This window comes from Streptomyces sp. NPDC001858 (assembly GCF_053594615.1).
Genome location: NZ_JBSFEV010000036.1, coordinates 39,422 through 54,689, shown reverse-complemented (window position 1 = coordinate 54,689; position 15,268 = coordinate 39,422). Strand labels below are relative to the sequence as shown.

Genomic DNA, 15,268 nt, shown 5'->3' with positions numbered 1-15,268 from the left:
AGCAACGCAGCCATGATGTTGGCTACCATGACGCCATGGCCACCAAGCGCCCCTATGTCTCCCCCCTGCGCGAGCAGGCCGCAGCGCAGACGCGCGCGCTGATCCTCCGGCGGGCGGCCGAACTGTTCGCCGAGCGCGGCTATGGGCGGGTGACCGTGGCGGACATCGCCTCGGCGGCCGGCGTCGCGTCCAAGACCGTCTTCGCGAGCGTCGGCAGCAAGGGTGACATCCTCGACCGGATCGTCGACCTGGGCGTGGCGGACTCCGGCTACGAGCAGGCGATGCAGCACATACTCGCCCTGCGCACACCCGAGGCGGTTCTGGAAGCGCTGGCCCATGGCACACGGATGGGCAACGAGGGCCAGTTCACGGTGCACGAGGCCATCCGCAAGGCGTTGCCGGTTCATGAGAGCGGCGAGGCGCTGTGGGAGCGCGCCACCGCGGCCTATCGGGACGCACTGCGCGCCACCGCCCGCCACCTGCACACCCTGAACCCGCCGCCCTCCTGTTCGGTGGAGGAGACGGCGGATCTGCTGTGGTTCTGGTTCGGCCCCCATGGCTGGCGGACGCTCGTGGTCGACAACGGCTGGTCGTGGGACCGCGCCGAGAAGGTCCTCGGCCGCCTTGCCGTGGCCGCTCTTCGCTGAGCCGCACCAGCCGGCCCGTCGAGACGGCCCGTCGAGGCGGCCCGTCGAAGCAGCCCGCCGAAGCAGCCCGCCGAAGCAGCCCGCCGAAGGGGTTCTCGCACGGTTGCGGGGCCGGTCGACGGCCGGGGCGACGGGCCCGTCAGTGCGCGGCGGTCGCCTGGGACTGCTTCTTCCGCGCGCGGTAGGCGGCGGCCTTGAGCTTGTTGCCGCAGGACTCCATCCCGCAGCACCGCCGACGCATGCCTCGCGACCGATCGATGTAGACCCGGGTGCGTTCAGGGTTGCCGCACTCCTTCATGAGCGGCATGTCCGGGCCGCTGAGGAGCTCGACGGCATGACGGGCGACGATGGACAGCGCCTCTTCCGGCACCGCCTCCGTCCACCGCCCCGTCGCCGTCAACTGCGGCGCGGCGGGCGGTTTCCGGGCGGCACTGTTCAGCACGGCGAGCGCGACCCGGCCGTAGGACTCCCCGACGAGCCTGGCCGTGACCGGTTCGTAGATCGCCTCGCGCACCGTCGTCGCCTGCTCGACGTCGACTTCGTCGTTCGTCACCATTCAAGCCGGTGACGATCGAGTCGAAGCCTCGTCCCGGCGGAAATCCGCTCCGGCAGAGGAGAGAACCCCATGGCCGCCGAGTACACGGGTGTCGCCAGGTCCACCGACGAAGAGCGCGACGGGCGCCGTGCGCGGTTCGGCAAGCTGCCGGAGCGCATCCGCCTGGAAGACACGGTGGAGGAGAAGCCGGCCTCAGTGCCGGACGCCGCGAAGGACGTCTTCAACGCTGACGAGTGGCTCGTTCGCGTGTGTCTGTGCGCGTGGAGGGCGTCATCAGAAAGTGGGGAGAGTGAGTGCGTAAGTGGGTGTGCGGATGGTCCGATGGGGCCACCTTCGGGCGGCTTCTCGCCTGGGCCGATCATCCGCCGCCCGGCACGCCGAGTGCCCATTAGCTTCCTGCTCTCGGCCCGCGCCCGCGGGCCCTTCGGAGGGGGAAGCATCCATGTTCCGTATCGCCGCCGTCGTCTCCCGCGCTTCCTGCGCCTCCCGCAACTCCCGCGTCCCCCGCTTCTCCTGGCGCAGGCGCCGGGTGGGTGTCTGGGCGGGAGCGGCCACCGCGGTGGTCGCCACGACGCTGGCGGTGGCTCCGCCGGCCGCGGCCGCCACGTACCAGTACGACTGCCGTCGACTGTCCGGAACCGGCTCCTACAGCAGTCCGCTGAACCTCGGCAATGTCACCGGCCGGACGGTGGTGGCCGTGAACTGTCCGCCGCTGACGTCCGGGGCGGGGTACGCGAACCGCTACTTCAGTTTCACCCTCACCCGGCCCGCCCGGGTGCCGTCGTACGCGGGCGCGTCCTTCGTCCTGAACCAGGTCCAGAAGTCGGCGGTCAACCCGTCGTTGAGCTCGGGTCCGTACACGATCATGCACACCAGCGCGGGGCTGTGGACCTACGACCGCAACGGGGCGTTCAACGGGCGCTACCTGCCGCTGGCGCCGCTGCCCGGCGGGCGTGGGGTGCTCGCGGCGGGCACCTACCGGCTCAATCTGCAAAAGCTCGACTCGCCGCTGCGCTCGCTGAGCACCCCGTGGTTCAACGTGGTGGTCTCGACGCCCTGACCCCGAGCCGACCGGCCGGCCGAAAGACCTGCACAGGTCCCAACAAACCGTGCCGCCAGGGCACTTGGACACCTCGACGTCACCCGGAATTCCTGATTCGGTGTTTCCGGAGGGGATGCAAGCGCGTTCTATGTAGCTAGATTTTGGCATGCATGCAACACGCCCACCCTCCGCATCCCCTCTGGAGACACTTCCTCATGCGCAGACTCCTTGCCTGTCTGGCGACCGCCGCCGCGGCCCTGGGCGGGCTGACGGCAGCCGCGGCTCCGGCCGCGGCCGCCACCTCGGGCAGCTTCAGTGTGCTCACCTACAACGTCGCCGGCCTCCCCGAGGCCATCTCCAGCGCGCCCACGCCGCGCGACACGAGCACCCCCGAGATCGGCCGGCGCATCGCCCCCTACGACATCGTGAACGTCCAGGAGGACTTCAACTACCACGCCGCCCTGTACGCCACGGACACCCACCCCTACCGCACCGCGACCAGCGGGGGCGCGGGCATCGGCAGCGGGCTGAACACCGTCTCCGACTACGCCTGGGACACCGACGACTTCGAGCGTTCCGGCTGGAACGACTGCCAGCTCGACTCCGGCGACTGCCTCACCCCCAAGGGCTTCACGTTCATGCGTGAGCGCCTCGCGGAGGGCGTCTACGTGGACTTCTACAACCTGCACACCAACGCGGGCACCAGTGACGGCGACCTGGCGGCGCGCGCGGCCAACCTCGCCCAGCTCACCTCCTTCATCTCCACCCACTCGGCGGGCAACGCCGTCGTGGTGATGGGCGACACCAACACCCGTTACACCCGTGCCGGCGACACCATCGCCGAGTTCGCCGCGGCCAACGGACTCACCGACGCCTGGGTCAAGCTCATCCGCGGCGGCGTGGCGCCCGTCAAGGGCAGCGACGCGCTGGTCTGCGACCAGACCGGGACCACCGTGCCCAACACCTGCGAGGTGGTCGACAAGGTCCTCTACCGCGGCAGCAAGCTGGTCTCGCTGAACGCGAACTCGTACAACAACGAGCACTCCGCGTTCCTCACGAGCGACGGCAAGATGCTCTCCGACCACGACCCGATCGCGGTCGGCTTCAGCTGGTCGCAGAACGCCGACTTCCAGCTCAGCGAGCAGTTCGGCGGCCCGCACGGCGACTACTTCCAGGACATCGACAGCGTCCCGGCCGCCGCCCGCGCCACCAAGATCTCCCTGAACGCCGGTTCCCGGGTCGACCAGGTCGCCATCACCCTGAGCAACGGCGCCACCCTCGCCCACGGCGGCACCGGCGGCACGGTGTCGTCCCGGACGCTGGGCAGCTCCGAGTACGTGACGACCGCGTATGTGTGCCGGGGCGTGAAGGACGGGCGCACCCGGATCTTCTACGCCAAGTTCACCACCAACCTGGGCAACACCCTGGCCGGAGGCACGACCACCTCCGACTGCACGACGCGCACGGCCCCGTCGGGCTGGCAGATCGCCGGCTTCCACGGCCGTGCGGGCGACGAGCTCGACAAGGTCGGCTTCATCTACACCAAGCGCTGATCGCCTGCCCCACCCACCTCCGGCCCGCCGTCGACGACCATCCCGTCGACGGCGGGCCGACGGCATACTGGGGGCATGCGTCTCGGGGTGGTCGTGGGGATCCTGTACTGCGTGCAGTTCAGCAGGGAACTGGACGACGACGAGGTCGCGCGTATCACGCGCATGGTCTTCGAGCGGCCGATCTACGGTCTCACCACCGAGGAGCAGTACGAGGGGATCGAGGCGGCCCTCGCCGTCGACGACTGGCAGGACGAGCTGTCCTGGCAGCCGCACGCGGAGCCGGCGGTCCGGGACTTCCTGCGGCGGCTGCTGGAGCGTCTGGACGCACAACAGCCTTGGCCGCAGGCCCCGTTCAGCAATCTCGGCTACTCCCGCTGGCAGGAGTTCCGCCGGGGGACGCCCCTCGCCCGGCTGCGGCTGTACGCCCCCGCGCAGGATCCGATGCACGTCCGGCTGCGCAGCGTCCCGGGCGACGAGGACCGGCTGCGGGGAGTCGTCCTGCGCCTGCGGTCCGGCGACGAGGTCGCCCTGGTGGCCTCGCCGGCGCCGGACGGTACGGAGGCCGTGCTGACCGCCGTGCCGCCGCACCGGTCCGCGGCGGAGATCGTCGACGCGTTCGTGAGCTGCACGGGCTACGAGCGGGAACGGCTGACTCCGCCGCCCGCCTGACCCGTCAGTGGGACTCCCGGCTCACCTCCGAGCCGCTGGAGCCGATCAGGAAGTCCAGGTCGGCGCCGGTGTCGGCCTGTTGGACGTGGTCGACGTAGAGGCGCTCCCAGCCGCGCCGGGGGGCGGCGTAGCCGGCGACGGTGGCCGGATCCGGTCTTCTGCGGGCGAGTTCGTCATCGGGTACGTCGAGGTCGATGCGGCGGGCGTCGACGTCGAGGGTGATCCGGTCCCCGGTGCGGGCCAGCGCGAGCGGACCGCCCGCCGCCGCCTCCGGGGCCACGTGCAGGACGACGGTGCCGTAGGCGGTGCCGCTCATCCGGCCGTCGCAGACGCGGACCATGTCGCGGACGCCCTGTGCGAGCAGTTTCCTCGGCAGCGGCATGTTGGACACCTCGGGCATGCCCGGGTAGCCCTTGGGGCCGCAGCCGCGCAGGACGAGGACGGAGTCGGCGTCCACGTCGAGTTCGGGGTCGTCGATGCGGGCGTGGAAGTCCTCGACGGAGTCGAAGACGACCGCCCGGCCGCGGTGGCGCAGCAGGTGCGGGGAGGCGGCGGCCGGTTTGACGAGCGCGCCGTCGGGGGCGAGGTTGCCGCGCAGGACGGCGATGCCGCCCTCGGCGACCAGCGGCTTCGCACGGGTGCGGATGACGTCGTGGTCCCAGATCTCGGCGTCGTCGAGCGAGTCGACCAGGGGGCGGCCGGTGACGGTCAGCGCGTCGGGGTCGAGCAGGTCGCGTACCTCGCGCAGCACGGCGAGCAGGCCGCCCGCGCGGTGGAGGTCCTCCATGAGGAAGCGGCCGGCGGGCTGGAGATCGACGAGCACCGGGACGCGCGAGCCGATGCGGTCGAAGTCGTCGAGCGACAGGTCGACGCCCAACCGGCCCGCGATCGCCAGGAGATGGACGACGGCGTTGGTCGAGCCGCCGATCGCGGCCAGCGCCACGATCGCGTTGTGGAAAGACGCCTTGGTCAGGAAGGCGCCCGGTCGCCGGTCGGCGGCGACCATGTCCAGCACCAGCCGGCCGGTGTCGTGCGCGGCCGCGAGCAGCCGGCTGTCCGGGGCGGGGGTCCCGGCCACCCCCGGGACCACCGTGCCCAGCGCCTCCGCCACCAGCGCCATCGTCGAGGCGGTGCCCATGGTGTTGCAGTGCCCGCGGCTGCGGATCATCGCCGACTCGGAGCGGACGAACTGCTCCTGGGACAGCGTGCCGGCCCGGACCTCCTCCGACAGCCGCCACACGTCCGTGCCGCAGCCCAGCGGGGCGCCGCGGAAGGTCCCGGTCAGCATCGGGCCGCCGGGCACCACGACCGCGGGCAGATCCACCGAGGCGGCGGCCATCAGCAGGGAGGGGATCGTCTTGTCGCAGCCGCCGAGCAGGACGACGCCGTCGATGGGGTTGGCCCGCAGCATCTCCTCCGTGGCCATCGCGGCCATGTTGCGCCACAGCATGGCCGTGGGCCGCACGTTCGTCTCGCCCAACGACACCACGGGCAGGTCCAGCGGGATGCCGCCCGCCTCGTACACGCCGTTGCGTACCGAGGCCGCGACCTCGTCCAGGTGGGCGTTGCAAGGGGTGAGGTCCGAGGCGGTGTTGGCGATGGCGATCTGCGGGCGGCCCGTGAACGCGTCGTCCGGCACTCCGCGGCGCATCCACGCCCGGTGGATGTAGGCGTTGCGGTCCTGACCGGCGTACCACTGCGCGCTCCGGAGCCTGACCATGGAACCTCTTCCAATAATCGGTACGGCTGTCTAAAGTTCGGAACGCGATGGAGCATACGCAGACGTACGACGGATCGACAGACCCCGAAACGGGCGGCGCCGACAGCGGACGGCTGGTGGGCTCCGACCGGGTGCTCGCGGTCCTCAAGGAACTCGCTCGGCACCCCGACGGCGTGGGCCTGGACGAGTTGACCCGGGCGATCGGCAGCCCCAAGCCGACGGTGCACCGGGCCCTCGGCGCGCTGCGCCGGGCCGGTCTCGCCGACCAGGACGCGCGCGGCCGCTACGCGCTCGGGGACGAATTCCTGCGGATGGCCTTCACCCACCACGAGGCCCGGCCCGAGCACGTCCGCGTCCGCCCGGTGCTGGAGGCGCTGGCGCACCGGTTCGGCGAGACGGCGCACTATGCGGTGCTGGACGGCCGGGAGGTCGTCTACCGGGCCAAGGTCGACCCGCCCAGCGGGGCCGTCCGGCTCACCTCGACCGTCGGCGGTCGCAACCCCGCGCACACCACCGCCGTCGGAAAGCTGCTGCTCGCCCGGCGGTCGGGCGCCCTGGACGAGGCCGAGGTCGAGGCGTGGATCGGCGGCTCGCCCCTGGAGCGGCGCACGCCGAGGACGCTGTGCACGGCGGCCGTCCTGCAGCGCGAGCTGCTGGCCACCCGTGAACGCGGCTACGGCCTCGACGACCAGGAGAACGAGACCGGCGTCAACTGCCTCGCCCTGCCCGTGTATCTGACCTCGCCGACGACCCCGTCCGGAGCCGTGAGCATCAGCGCCCTCGTCTACCGGACGCCGCTGGCCGGCCTCGTCGACGCGCTCGACGAAATCCGCGCCCTCCTCGGCCCCCTCGCCGAGCCGCACTGCTGAAGCCCCGTCCCGCATCGCATCGACCCAACCCTGGAGTCCGCCCCGTGTACCTCATGCGCATCGGCGCCCCCGGCGCCGAGAAGCCCGTCGCCCGCGTCGACGACGAGACCTACGTCGACCTCTCCGACGTCGTCACCGACTTCGACGAGGCGTTCTTCGGGTCGGGCGGCATCGACCGCGTCCGTCCCGTCGTGGCCGAGCGGACGGCGGCGGGCCGGGTGTCCCGGTTCGCCGGGGAGCGCGTCGGCGCGCCCCTCGCGCGCCCGCACCAGCTCCTGTGCATCGGGCTGAACTACCGCGACCACGCGGCCGAGAGCGGCATGCCCGTCCCGGACGAGCCGATCCTGTTCACCAAGTCGCCCAACACGCTCATCGGCCCCGACGACGACGTGCGCATCCCGCGCGGCTCGACCAAGACCGACTGGGAGGTGGAGCTCGGCATCGTCATCGGCCGCCGCACCAGCTACCTCGACTCGGTGGACGAGGCACGCGAGGCCATCGCCGGCTATGTCGTCGTCAACGACGTCAGCGAGCGGGCGTTCCAGCTGGAGCGGGGCGGGCAGTGGGCGAAGGGCAAGTCGGCCGAGACCTTCAACCCCGCGGGCCCGTGGCTGGCCACCGCCGACGAGATCGACGACGTGCTCGACCTGGAGATGTGGCTGGACGTCAACGGGGTGCGCCGGCAGAGCGGCAACACCAAGACGATGATCTTCGACCCGTACTTCATCGTGCACTACCTAAGCCAGTTCCTCGTCCTGGAGCCCGGCGACCTGATCAACACGGGCACGCCGCCCGGCGTCGGCATGGGCCTCAACCCGCCCGTGTACCTCCAGCCGGGTGACGTGATGGAGCTGGGCATCCAGCACCTCGGCGCCCAGCGCCAGCACGTGCTCGGGCCCCGGTGAGCTCCCGCCGCATGCGCGCGTTCCAGCTGACCGCCCCCGGCGCGTACGAGGTCCAGGAGGTGCCGGCGCCGGTGGCGGGCCCCGGCGAGGTCGTCGTCGACGTCGAGCGGGTCGGTGTGTGCGGCACCGACATGGAGTTCTTCACCGGCGCGATGGCCTACCTCCACCAGGGGCACGCCGACTATCCGATGCGGCCGGGGCACGAGTGGTCCGGCCGCGTGGCGTCGGTCGGAGACGGCGTGGACGCCGGCTGGCTCGGTCGACGGGTCATGGGCGACACCATGCTGGGCTGCGGGGCCTGCCGCCGCTGCCGTCGGGGCCGGCAGCATGTGTGCGAGAGACGGCAGGAGGTCGGCATCCGCGGCGGCCGGCCCGGCGCGCTGGCCGAGCAGCTCGCCGTGCCCGCCTCGTCGTTGCACGCCCTGCCCGACTCCGTCGACGCCGTGCTCGGCGCCCTGGTGGAGCCGGGCGGCAACGCGCTGCGCGCGGCTCGGGCCGCCGCGACCGGAGCCGGCGACCGGGCCCTGGTCCTGGGGCCGGGCACCATCGGTCTGCTGGTCGCGATGTTCCTGCGCGCGGCCGGTACGGAGGTCCATCTGCTGGGGCAGACCGAGGACTCGCTCGCCTTCGCCCGCACGCTCGGCTTCACGCACGCGTGGACGCAGGCGTCCGTCCCGGACCTGCCCTTCGACGCGGTCGTCGACGCCAGCAACGCCGTCGAACTGCCGCAGCGGGCACTGGAGTCGGTCGAGCCGGGCGGCCGCCTCGTGTACATCGGGCTGGCCGGCGTGCCCAGCCGGATCGACACCCGCTCCCTCGTCCTCAAGGACGTCACCGCGGTGGGCGTCCTGTCCGGTTCACCCGGCCTGGACGCCACCGTCCGCGCCTACGCCGACGGATCCGTCGACCCCCGCCCGCTCGTCGCCGCGACCGTGGGCCTCGACGAGGTCGGGGCCGTGCTCGCCGGGGAGCGCCCGGCCCATGCCGGACCGGGCCCCAAGATCCACGTCGACCCCCGCCTAGGGGGTCCCGCTACCGCCCGCGGCTGACCGTCGTGCGCCACAGTTCCCGTGCCTCCGCCGCGACTCCCGGCACCGCCAGCAGCAGCGGCTCGTCGTACGCCGGGAGTCGTGGCGTCGCCGTCGCGCCCGCCTCCGTCGCGATGAGGAGTGCGGGGAGGCCGTCCACCGGGTGGAACGCGCCGATCGCCGCGGCCGAGGCGCGCCCCGCGGCGACCTGGACCAGGGACAGGGCCGTCGAGCCCATCACCCGTACCGTGCAGTGCCGGTCGGCCAGTTCCGCCAGCAGGGCGTCCTGGCCGGGCCAGTGCGCGTGCGCCGCCCACTCCGTCATGAAGACGTGGCCCGTCAGCGTCGTGTGTTCCGCCACCCTGATCGGGGAGCCGTTGAGGTGCGCTCCGCCGCCCCGGGTCGCCGTGAACACCTCGCGCCGCCACGGGTCCGCCACCACGCCCAGCAGCGGGCTGCCGTCCGGCTCGGCCAGGCCCAGGGAGAAGGAGCACCAGCCCAGTCCGTGCGCGTAGTTGGTCGTTCCGTCCACGGGGTCGATCACCCAGCGCGGCGCGCCCGACACGCCCGGCTCGACGCCGTACTCCTCGCCGTCGATGCCCCAGTCCGGGAACTCCCGCCGCAGCGCCGCCCGTACGTGCCGCTCCACCTCTTCGTCGGTGTCCGTGACGATGTCCGCCGGGCTCGCCTTCTCCCGGACCGGGCCGGTCGGGGCCGCGCCCGTGCCGGTGCCGCGGATCGTCCGGCACGCCAGGTCGGCCAGCTCCACGGCCAGCCGCAGGGCACGGTCCACCTCATACTCCGTCACAGCTCTTCACCACTCCGATCATGTCGACGCCGAGGATCGCGTCCCTGCCCCAGAAGAGCAGCTCACAGTGCCGCCGTCCGGACGGCACGGCGGACAGCCCACGGCCACGGCCTGAACATCTCGGAGTCCGCCGCGTCGCCCGCTGCGCCGGACGCTGCAGCGTCGAAAAAATATTCACCCGGTAACTGCTTTTCTCCGTAAGGGAGTTGGCTTCCAAAAACCTTCACATGCGCCACACTGCCTACCAGGGTCCGGCGGGCGAAGGGGAGGGCGCATGGCGGGGTGGAGACCGACCCTGGCCGCGGTGACGGGGGGCCTGCTGCTGGCAGGGTGCACCGGCGGGGCGGGCGGTGAGCCCGAGGCGGAGGGAACGGCGAAGAAGAGTCCCACGGCCTCGCCCTCTGCGGGTTCGCCCTCCGCGGCGTCGCCGTCGCCCTACACGCTCGCGGAGGACCGGGCGCCGAGCACCCGGGCCGAAGCGCTCGCGTTCGTCCGCGAACTCGATGTGCGACCCGACTACTTCGGCACCGGATTCCGCAAACGCGATCCGTTCGAGAGCGATCCGGCCCAGTGGGCCGTCCTCGACGAGCAGTGCCGGTGGCAGCGCGAGGCGCTTCCGGGCACCGTGCTGGCCAGTCTCACCCGGGCGTTCGAACTCCCCGAGAAGAGCGGCAAGGCAGCGGTGTACGTGTCGTTGACCGTCACCGTGCACCAGGACACGGTGGCCGCGCGGCGCGACATGGCCGCGTCGCTGGAGTCGGCGCTGCGCTGCCCCGAGCAGCGGCTGAACGCCACGGACGTGGTGCGCGACCTGTACTCCCGGATCGACGCCTTCGCCGACCAGCGGTCCGCGGTCTCCGACGACGACCTGACGGAGATCGGGGAGTGGCTGGTGGACGGAGCGGCGAAGGCACAGCCCTTCGACTGGTACAAGTTCCGGCTCGGGCCGGTCACCGTGGCCGCCACGGCGCGCCACGGCGCGGGCCGCACCGAGGACGAGATCGCCGCCGTCGCCTCGGAGATCGCCAAGGGCGTGGGCTATGTCGCCGCCGACATCGACACCCGGGGCACGGCGAACCCGGCCGCGACGAGCGGGACCACGACGGACGGGACCACGACGGACGGGGCGCGGCGATGAGCGAACCGCTGCGGTCCTCCGACCCGTCCCGGATCGCCGGGTTCCGGCTGCTGCGGCGGCTCGGCGCGGGCGGCATGGGCGTCGTCTACCTCGGGCGCACCGACTCCGGAGCGCTGGCGGCCGTCAAGGTGATCCGCGGGGAGAGCGCCGGCGACGACGGCTTCCGGGCCCGTTTCGCCCGGGAGGCGGAGCTGGCCCGCCGGGTGGACAGCCCCTGGGTGGTGTCCGTGCTGGACGCGGACGCCGAGGCGCGCGAGCCGTGGCTGGCCACCGCGTTCGTCCCCGGGCCCTCGCTGGCCGAGGCGGTCGCCGCGCACGGCCCGCTGCCGTCGCGTGCCGTGCGCGTCCTCGGCGGTGCGCTGGCCGAGGCGCTGGACACCGTGCACCGGGCCGGGCTCGTCCACCGGGACGTCAAGCCGGGCAATGTGCTGCTCGCTCTGGACGGGCCGCGCCTGATCGACTTCGGCATCGCGCGCGCCGACGGCGACACCGCGCTGACCGCGTCCGGCGTGGTGGTGGGCACCCCCGGCTTCCTCTCCCCGGAGCAGGCCCGGGGCGTGGCGGCCGGGTCCGCGAGCGATGTCTTCGCGCTGGGCTGTGTGCTGGTGTACGCGTCGACCGGCGCCCTGCCCTTCGGCACCGGGACGCCGGACGCCCTGATGTACCGCACCGTCCACGACGAGCCGGAACTCGGCGACGTGGAGGGCGAGTTGCGGAGCCTCGTGGAGCGGTGCCTGGCCAAGGAGCCCGATGCTCGGCCGACGGCCGACGAGATCCGGCGGTTGCTCGCCGAGGACGCCGCGGACACCGCCGGCGGCTGGCTCCCCGACCCCGTCGCCCACCTGGTCGCCACGCGGGCCGCGGAGAGTCTCGCGCTGCCCGACATCGAGCCCACGGCCCTGGACGAGCCCGCCGCCCCGGACGGGCCCGCCCCGCGTCTCGGACGGCGCCGGCTGCTGCTCGCCGGCGGTGCGCTGCTGCTGGCGGGCGGCGGGACCGGAGCGGCGGTGTGGGCGGCGGGGGACGACGACGGGGAGCCGTCCGCGAGCGGCGGGCGTCCCGTGTACGTCCTCGGCGTGCACACCGCCACCGGCACCGGTGACACGGGCACCGGCAACGCCGCCGCGAGCCAGGCCTGCGAGCGCGCCGCGCGCCTCGCCGTCGCCCAGCACAACGCCTCGGCGAAGCGCGCCTACGACCTCAAGGTGAAGGTCCTCGCCGACCGGGGCGACGCGGACACGGCCCGGAAGGTGGCCCGCGAGTTCACCGCGGACCGCAACGTCGTCGCCGTGCTGGGGCCGGTCGCCGAGATCCCGATGCGGACGGCGGCGGGCGTCTATGGCGAAGCGGGGCTGACCCATGTGTCCTCCAGCACGGGCGAACTGGACTACTTCGTGTTCTCGCCCAAGACCTCGTTCCAGAGCGGCACCGCGAACACCGCGCTCGGCGGCTGGATCGCGCTGCACGCCCTGCTGAGCGGGCAGGTGGGGCGGGCCGGCGTGGTGATCGACCGGGCCGGGGGCGCGAACATCCAGGACCAGGGCGCCCTGCTGATCCGCAACTGGCGCGACACCCTCGATGCCGAGGTCGTGCCCCGCGTCGTCGCGGAGGAGACGGACGACGGTCCGAAGGCGGTCGGCGAGCTGCTCGCCGCCGGCGTCGAGGCCATGGTCTACCTGGGCCCCCTGGATTCCACGGTCCGCGCGGCCCAGGACCTGGCCACGGCCGGTTTCACCGGACCGCGCTGGATGCAGCACCAGCTGTACGGCTCGGACTTCCCGCGCCTCGCGGGCGCGGCGGGCGAGGACTGGTACACGGTCACCTCGGCCGTCGACCCCACCGTGCTGACGACGAAGCAGGCCAAGGACTTCACCGCGGCGTGGCAGAAGCGCTACGGCGGCGCTCCGGAGGCATACGCGACCGAGGCGTACGACAGTGTGCGGATGCTGCTCGCCGAGTTCGCCCGCACGGTCCCGGCCGGGACCGGCCGGCGGCCCGTGCGGGCCGACCTCGCCGGGCGGCTGGCGAAGGCGAAGTACGCCGGCATCGCCCGGACGTACGCCTTCGGCGAATACCACCACTACGACGCCACCGCGGACGGCTGGACGGACGAGACCTTCGTCCACCAGGTCCACGACGGGCGTTTCCGGCAGTTGGGATCGCTCGGCGACCTGGACCGCGCGGCGAAGGCGCAGAGCTGACGTGGAGCGCTGAGGTGGAGCGGCTGCTGCCGTCCGATCCGTCCGTGATCGGCGGCCATCGGCTCGCGGGACGGCTCGGCGCGGGCGGCATGGGCGTCGTCTACCTGGCGCGTTCGCCGCACGGCGCGTGGTGCGCGCTGAAGGTGATCCGCGCCGAGCACGCCGACGACCCAGGGTTCCGTGCCCGCTTCCGCCGCGAGGCCGAGCTCGCGTCCCGGCTCACCGGCCGGTGGACCGTGCCGGTCGTCGCGGCCGACGCCGAGGACCGCTCCCCCTGGCTGGCGACGGCCTATGTGCCCGGGCCGTCGCTCGCCGAGGCCGTCGCCCTGCACGGCCCCTGGCCCGAGGACCGGTTGCGCGGCCTGGGCAGCGCGCTGGCCGAGGCGCTGGCCGAGGTGCACGCCCGCGGGCTGGTCCACCGGGACGTCAAGCCCGCGAACGTGCTCCTGGCGGCCGACGGGCCGCGTCTGATCGACTTCGGGATCGCGCGGGCGGTCGGCGCGACGGCGCTCACCGTGGACGGCTCGGTCGTGGGCTCCCCGGGCTATCTCTCGCCCGAGCAGGCCCGCGGGCACACCGTGGGTCCGCCCAGCGACGTGTTCTCGCTCGGCTGCGTCCTCGCCCGGACGGCCACCGGCCGGCCCCCCTTCGGCACCGGCGGCGCGGCGGCCGTGCTGTTCCGGACCGTGCAGGAGGAGCCGGACCTGGACGGCCTGCCGGAGGTCCTCGGCCGGACGGTCCGACGGTGTCTGGCGAAGGATCCGGAGCGGCGTCCGAGCACGGGCGAACTCCGTGCAGCCTTCGGCGAGTTCACCGCGGACGGGTGGCTGCCCGAGGGACTGCCCGCGCTGGTCGCCGCCCGGGCCGGACGCGTCCTCGACCTGCCCGTGCCCGAACCCACCGTGATCGCCCGGCCCTCCCCCGCCGAGGCTCCGCCCTCGCCCGCCCGGCGGCGGCTGCTCGTGGCGGGGGCCGCGCTCGGGGTCGCCGCGGCGGCCGGGGCGGGGGCGTGGTGGCGCTGGGGCCGCAGCGCCGCGCCGTCCGCCGGCACCGGCGCGGCCGAGCGGGCCCGGCACGTGGTGGCGCTGCTCAGCAGCCCGGACGGCCCCTTCTTCACCGCCCAGGAGCGCGGCGCCCGGCTCGCCGTCGAGCAGCACAACCAGGACGCCCGGCGCACCGTCGACCTGGTGCTGCGCACCGCCGACGACCTCGGCACCGCGCAGGGCTCCGCCGCGGCGGCCGCCCGGCTGGTCGCCGACCCGGAGGTGTCCGTGGTGATCGCCGCGGGCTCGAACCCGACGGTCCTCGCCGCCCTGCCCGCGTGCACGGAGGCCCGGCTGACCGTGCTGGTCACCCGCGCGGACAGCGAGGACCTCAACGCCGCCAACACCACGACCTCGCTCGTGCTGCGCGCCACCGAGACCATCGGCCCGCACGCGGCCGTGCGCTATCTGAACCGGGTGGTCAAACCGGCCCGCACGGTGATCCTGCACGATCGGGCCACCGAGGAGGAGAGCCTGGTCACGGTCCGTGTCACCACCGTCCACGGCAAGCTCGAAGGCGAGACGGCGGTGGAGGAGGTCGGCGCGCAGGAGGACTTCACCGCGGCCGCGCGCCGGATCGCCGCCCGCCCGGGCGACGCCGTCCTGTTCGCCGGGGTGTCCCCCGAGCGGGCCGCCGCGTGCGCCCGCGCGCTGCGCGGCACGGCCCACCGGGGCGCCCGGCTCGCGGGCGAGCACGTCCTCGGCGCGGCCTTCCTCGCCGACGGCGAGGGCTGGTGGGTCGGCACGAACTACACCGACGCGAGCGCCGACTCCCGTACCGCGGCGTTCGCCGCCGCGTTCCGCGCCCGCCATCAGGGCGCCCCCGGCCCCTGGGCGGCCGAGGCGTACGACGCCGTCCGGTTCGCCGCGCAGGGCCTCGCCGCCGTCGGCGACGACGGCCGCTCCGCCCTGCGCTCGGAACTCCTGCGCCGCCCCTGGCAGGGCATCACCCGCCTGGTCAGCTTCGACGCGGACTCGCAGTTCTTCCAAGTAGGCGATGACGGCGGCGGGTTCCTGTACCGCGTGACGGGAGGCGCGGCCCGCTTCGTGGCCCGCTCGGACGACATCGGCAAGCAGACTTGAACCATC

12 protein-coding genes and 1 pseudogene are annotated in these 15,268 nt (G+C 73.4%); 10 read left to right on the top strand and 3 right to left on the bottom strand.

Annotated elements, in window-relative coordinates; all coding sequences use genetic code 11:
• The first annotated feature begins 35 nt into the window (after positions 1-35).
• Entirely contained in the window at positions 36-647 is a 612-nt protein-coding gene (locus tag ACWCPF_RS35750; protein WP_451049272.1) for a TetR/AcrR family transcriptional regulator, read from the top strand.
• A 139-nt stretch (positions 648-786) separates the two neighbouring features.
• On the opposite strand, the pseudogene ACWCPF_RS35745 reads toward ACWCPF_RS35750, so the two are convergent.
• Positions 787-1,188: pseudogene (locus ACWCPF_RS35745) on the bottom strand (CGNR zinc finger domain-containing protein); the annotation flags it as partial.
• 457 nt (positions 1,189-1,645) lie between these two features.
• Here ACWCPF_RS35745 and ACWCPF_RS35740 point away from each other — a divergent pair.
• The 3 genes from ACWCPF_RS35740 (at position 1,646) to ACWCPF_RS35730 (ending at position 4,467) form a co-directional block, all read left to right on the top strand.
• Entirely contained in the window at positions 1,646-2,263 is a 618-nt protein-coding gene (locus ACWCPF_RS35740) for a hypothetical protein (protein WP_451049271.1), read from the top strand.
• A 197-nt stretch (positions 2,264-2,460) separates the two neighbouring features.
• Complete coding sequence (locus ACWCPF_RS35735; protein ID WP_451049270.1) at positions 2,461-3,798, top strand: jacalin-like lectin; 1,338 nt, start codon at positions 2,461-2,463, stop codon at positions 3,796-3,798.
• Positions 3,799-3,873: 75 nt separating this feature from the next.
• The gene (locus ACWCPF_RS35730; RefSeq protein WP_451049269.1) at positions 3,874-4,467 is read left to right on the top strand and encodes a hypothetical protein; all 594 of its coding nucleotides are present in this window, start codon (positions 3,874-3,876) and stop codon (positions 4,465-4,467) included.
• A gap of 4 nt (positions 4,468-4,471) precedes the next feature.
• On the opposite strand, the gene ACWCPF_RS35725 is transcribed toward ACWCPF_RS35730, so the two are convergent.
• On the bottom strand, positions 4,472-6,187 hold the full coding sequence (locus tag ACWCPF_RS35725; protein WP_451049268.1) for an IlvD/Edd family dehydratase: 1,716 nt from the start codon (positions 6,185-6,187) through the stop codon (positions 4,472-4,474).
• A 47-nt stretch (positions 6,188-6,234) separates the two neighbouring features.
• Between ACWCPF_RS35725 and ACWCPF_RS35720 the strand changes: the two genes are divergently transcribed.
• From ACWCPF_RS35720 to ACWCPF_RS35710, 3 genes are read left to right on the top strand one after another with little or no spacing between them, the layout of a single operon-like run.
• On the top strand, positions 6,235-7,056 hold the full coding sequence (locus tag ACWCPF_RS35720; protein WP_451049267.1) for an IclR family transcriptional regulator: 822 nt from the start codon (positions 6,235-6,237) through the stop codon (positions 7,054-7,056).
• Positions 7,057-7,100: 44 nt separating this feature from the next.
• Positions 7,101-7,961, top strand: a complete 861-nt coding sequence (locus tag ACWCPF_RS35715; RefSeq protein WP_451049266.1) for a fumarylacetoacetate hydrolase family protein — start codon at positions 7,101-7,103, stop codon at positions 7,959-7,961.
• Positions 7,962-7,972: 11 nt separating this feature from the next.
• Complete coding sequence (locus tag ACWCPF_RS35710) at positions 7,973-9,010, top strand: zinc-dependent alcohol dehydrogenase (RefSeq protein WP_451049265.1); 1,038 nt, start codon at positions 7,973-7,975, stop codon at positions 9,008-9,010.
• Here the strand turns inward: ACWCPF_RS35710 and ACWCPF_RS35705 are convergent.
• Positions 8,994-9,797: an inositol monophosphatase family protein gene (locus ACWCPF_RS35705; protein WP_451049264.1), complete on the bottom strand. Its 804-nt coding sequence runs from the start codon at positions 9,795-9,797 to the stop codon at positions 8,994-8,996. The two genes, ACWCPF_RS35710 and ACWCPF_RS35705, sit on opposite strands and share 17 nt — an antisense overlap.
• A gap of 274 nt (positions 9,798-10,071) precedes the next feature.
• On the opposite strand from ACWCPF_RS35705, the gene ACWCPF_RS35700 reads away from it, so the two are divergent.
• From ACWCPF_RS35700 to ACWCPF_RS35690, 3 genes are read left to right on the top strand one after another with little or no spacing between them, the layout of a single operon-like run.
• Positions 10,072-10,935, top strand: coding sequence for a hypothetical protein (locus ACWCPF_RS35700; RefSeq protein WP_451049263.1), 864 nt, complete (start codon positions 10,072-10,074; stop codon positions 10,933-10,935).
• Positions 10,932-13,136, top strand: coding sequence for a bifunctional serine/threonine-protein kinase/ABC transporter substrate-binding protein (locus ACWCPF_RS35695; protein WP_451049262.1), 2,205 nt, complete (start codon positions 10,932-10,934; stop codon positions 13,134-13,136). Before ACWCPF_RS35700 ends, ACWCPF_RS35695 begins: the two co-directional genes overlap by 4 nt.
• 14 nt (positions 13,137-13,150) lie before the next feature.
• On the top strand, positions 13,151-15,262 hold the full coding sequence (locus ACWCPF_RS35690; RefSeq protein WP_451049261.1) for a protein kinase domain-containing protein: 2,112 nt from the start codon (positions 13,151-13,153) through the stop codon (positions 15,260-15,262).
• The last annotated feature ends 6 nt before the right edge of the window (positions 15,263-15,268 follow it).

Excerpts from the sequence above, each read along its gene's own strand:
- ACWCPF_RS35735 (WP_451049270.1), top strand. The coding sequence starts at position 2,461 with ATGCGCAGACTCCTTGCCTGTCTGGCGACCGCCGCCGCGGCCCTGGGC.
- ACWCPF_RS35725 (WP_451049268.1), bottom strand. The coding sequence starts at position 6,187 with ATGGTCAGGCTCCGGAGCGCGCAGTGGTACGCCGGTCAGGACCGCAAC.
- ACWCPF_RS35720 (WP_451049267.1), top strand. The coding sequence starts at position 6,235 with ATGGAGCATACGCAGACGTACGACGGATCGACAGACCCCGAAACGGGC.
- ACWCPF_RS35730 (WP_451049269.1), top strand. The coding sequence starts at position 3,874 with ATGCGTCTCGGGGTGGTCGTGGGGATCCTGTACTGCGTGCAGTTCAGC.
- ACWCPF_RS35750 (WP_451049272.1), top strand. The coding sequence starts at position 36 with ATGGCCACCAAGCGCCCCTATGTCTCCCCCCTGCGCGAGCAGGCCGCA.
- ACWCPF_RS35695 (WP_451049262.1), top strand. The coding sequence starts at position 10,932 with ATGAGCGAACCGCTGCGGTCCTCCGACCCGTCCCGGATCGCCGGGTTC.
- ACWCPF_RS35700 (WP_451049263.1), top strand. The coding sequence starts at position 10,072 with ATGGCGGGGTGGAGACCGACCCTGGCCGCGGTGACGGGGGGCCTGCTG.
- ACWCPF_RS35740 (WP_451049271.1), top strand. The coding sequence starts at position 1,646 with ATGTTCCGTATCGCCGCCGTCGTCTCCCGCGCTTCCTGCGCCTCCCGC.
- ACWCPF_RS35710 (WP_451049265.1), top strand. The coding sequence starts at position 7,973 with ATGCGCGCGTTCCAGCTGACCGCCCCCGGCGCGTACGAGGTCCAGGAG.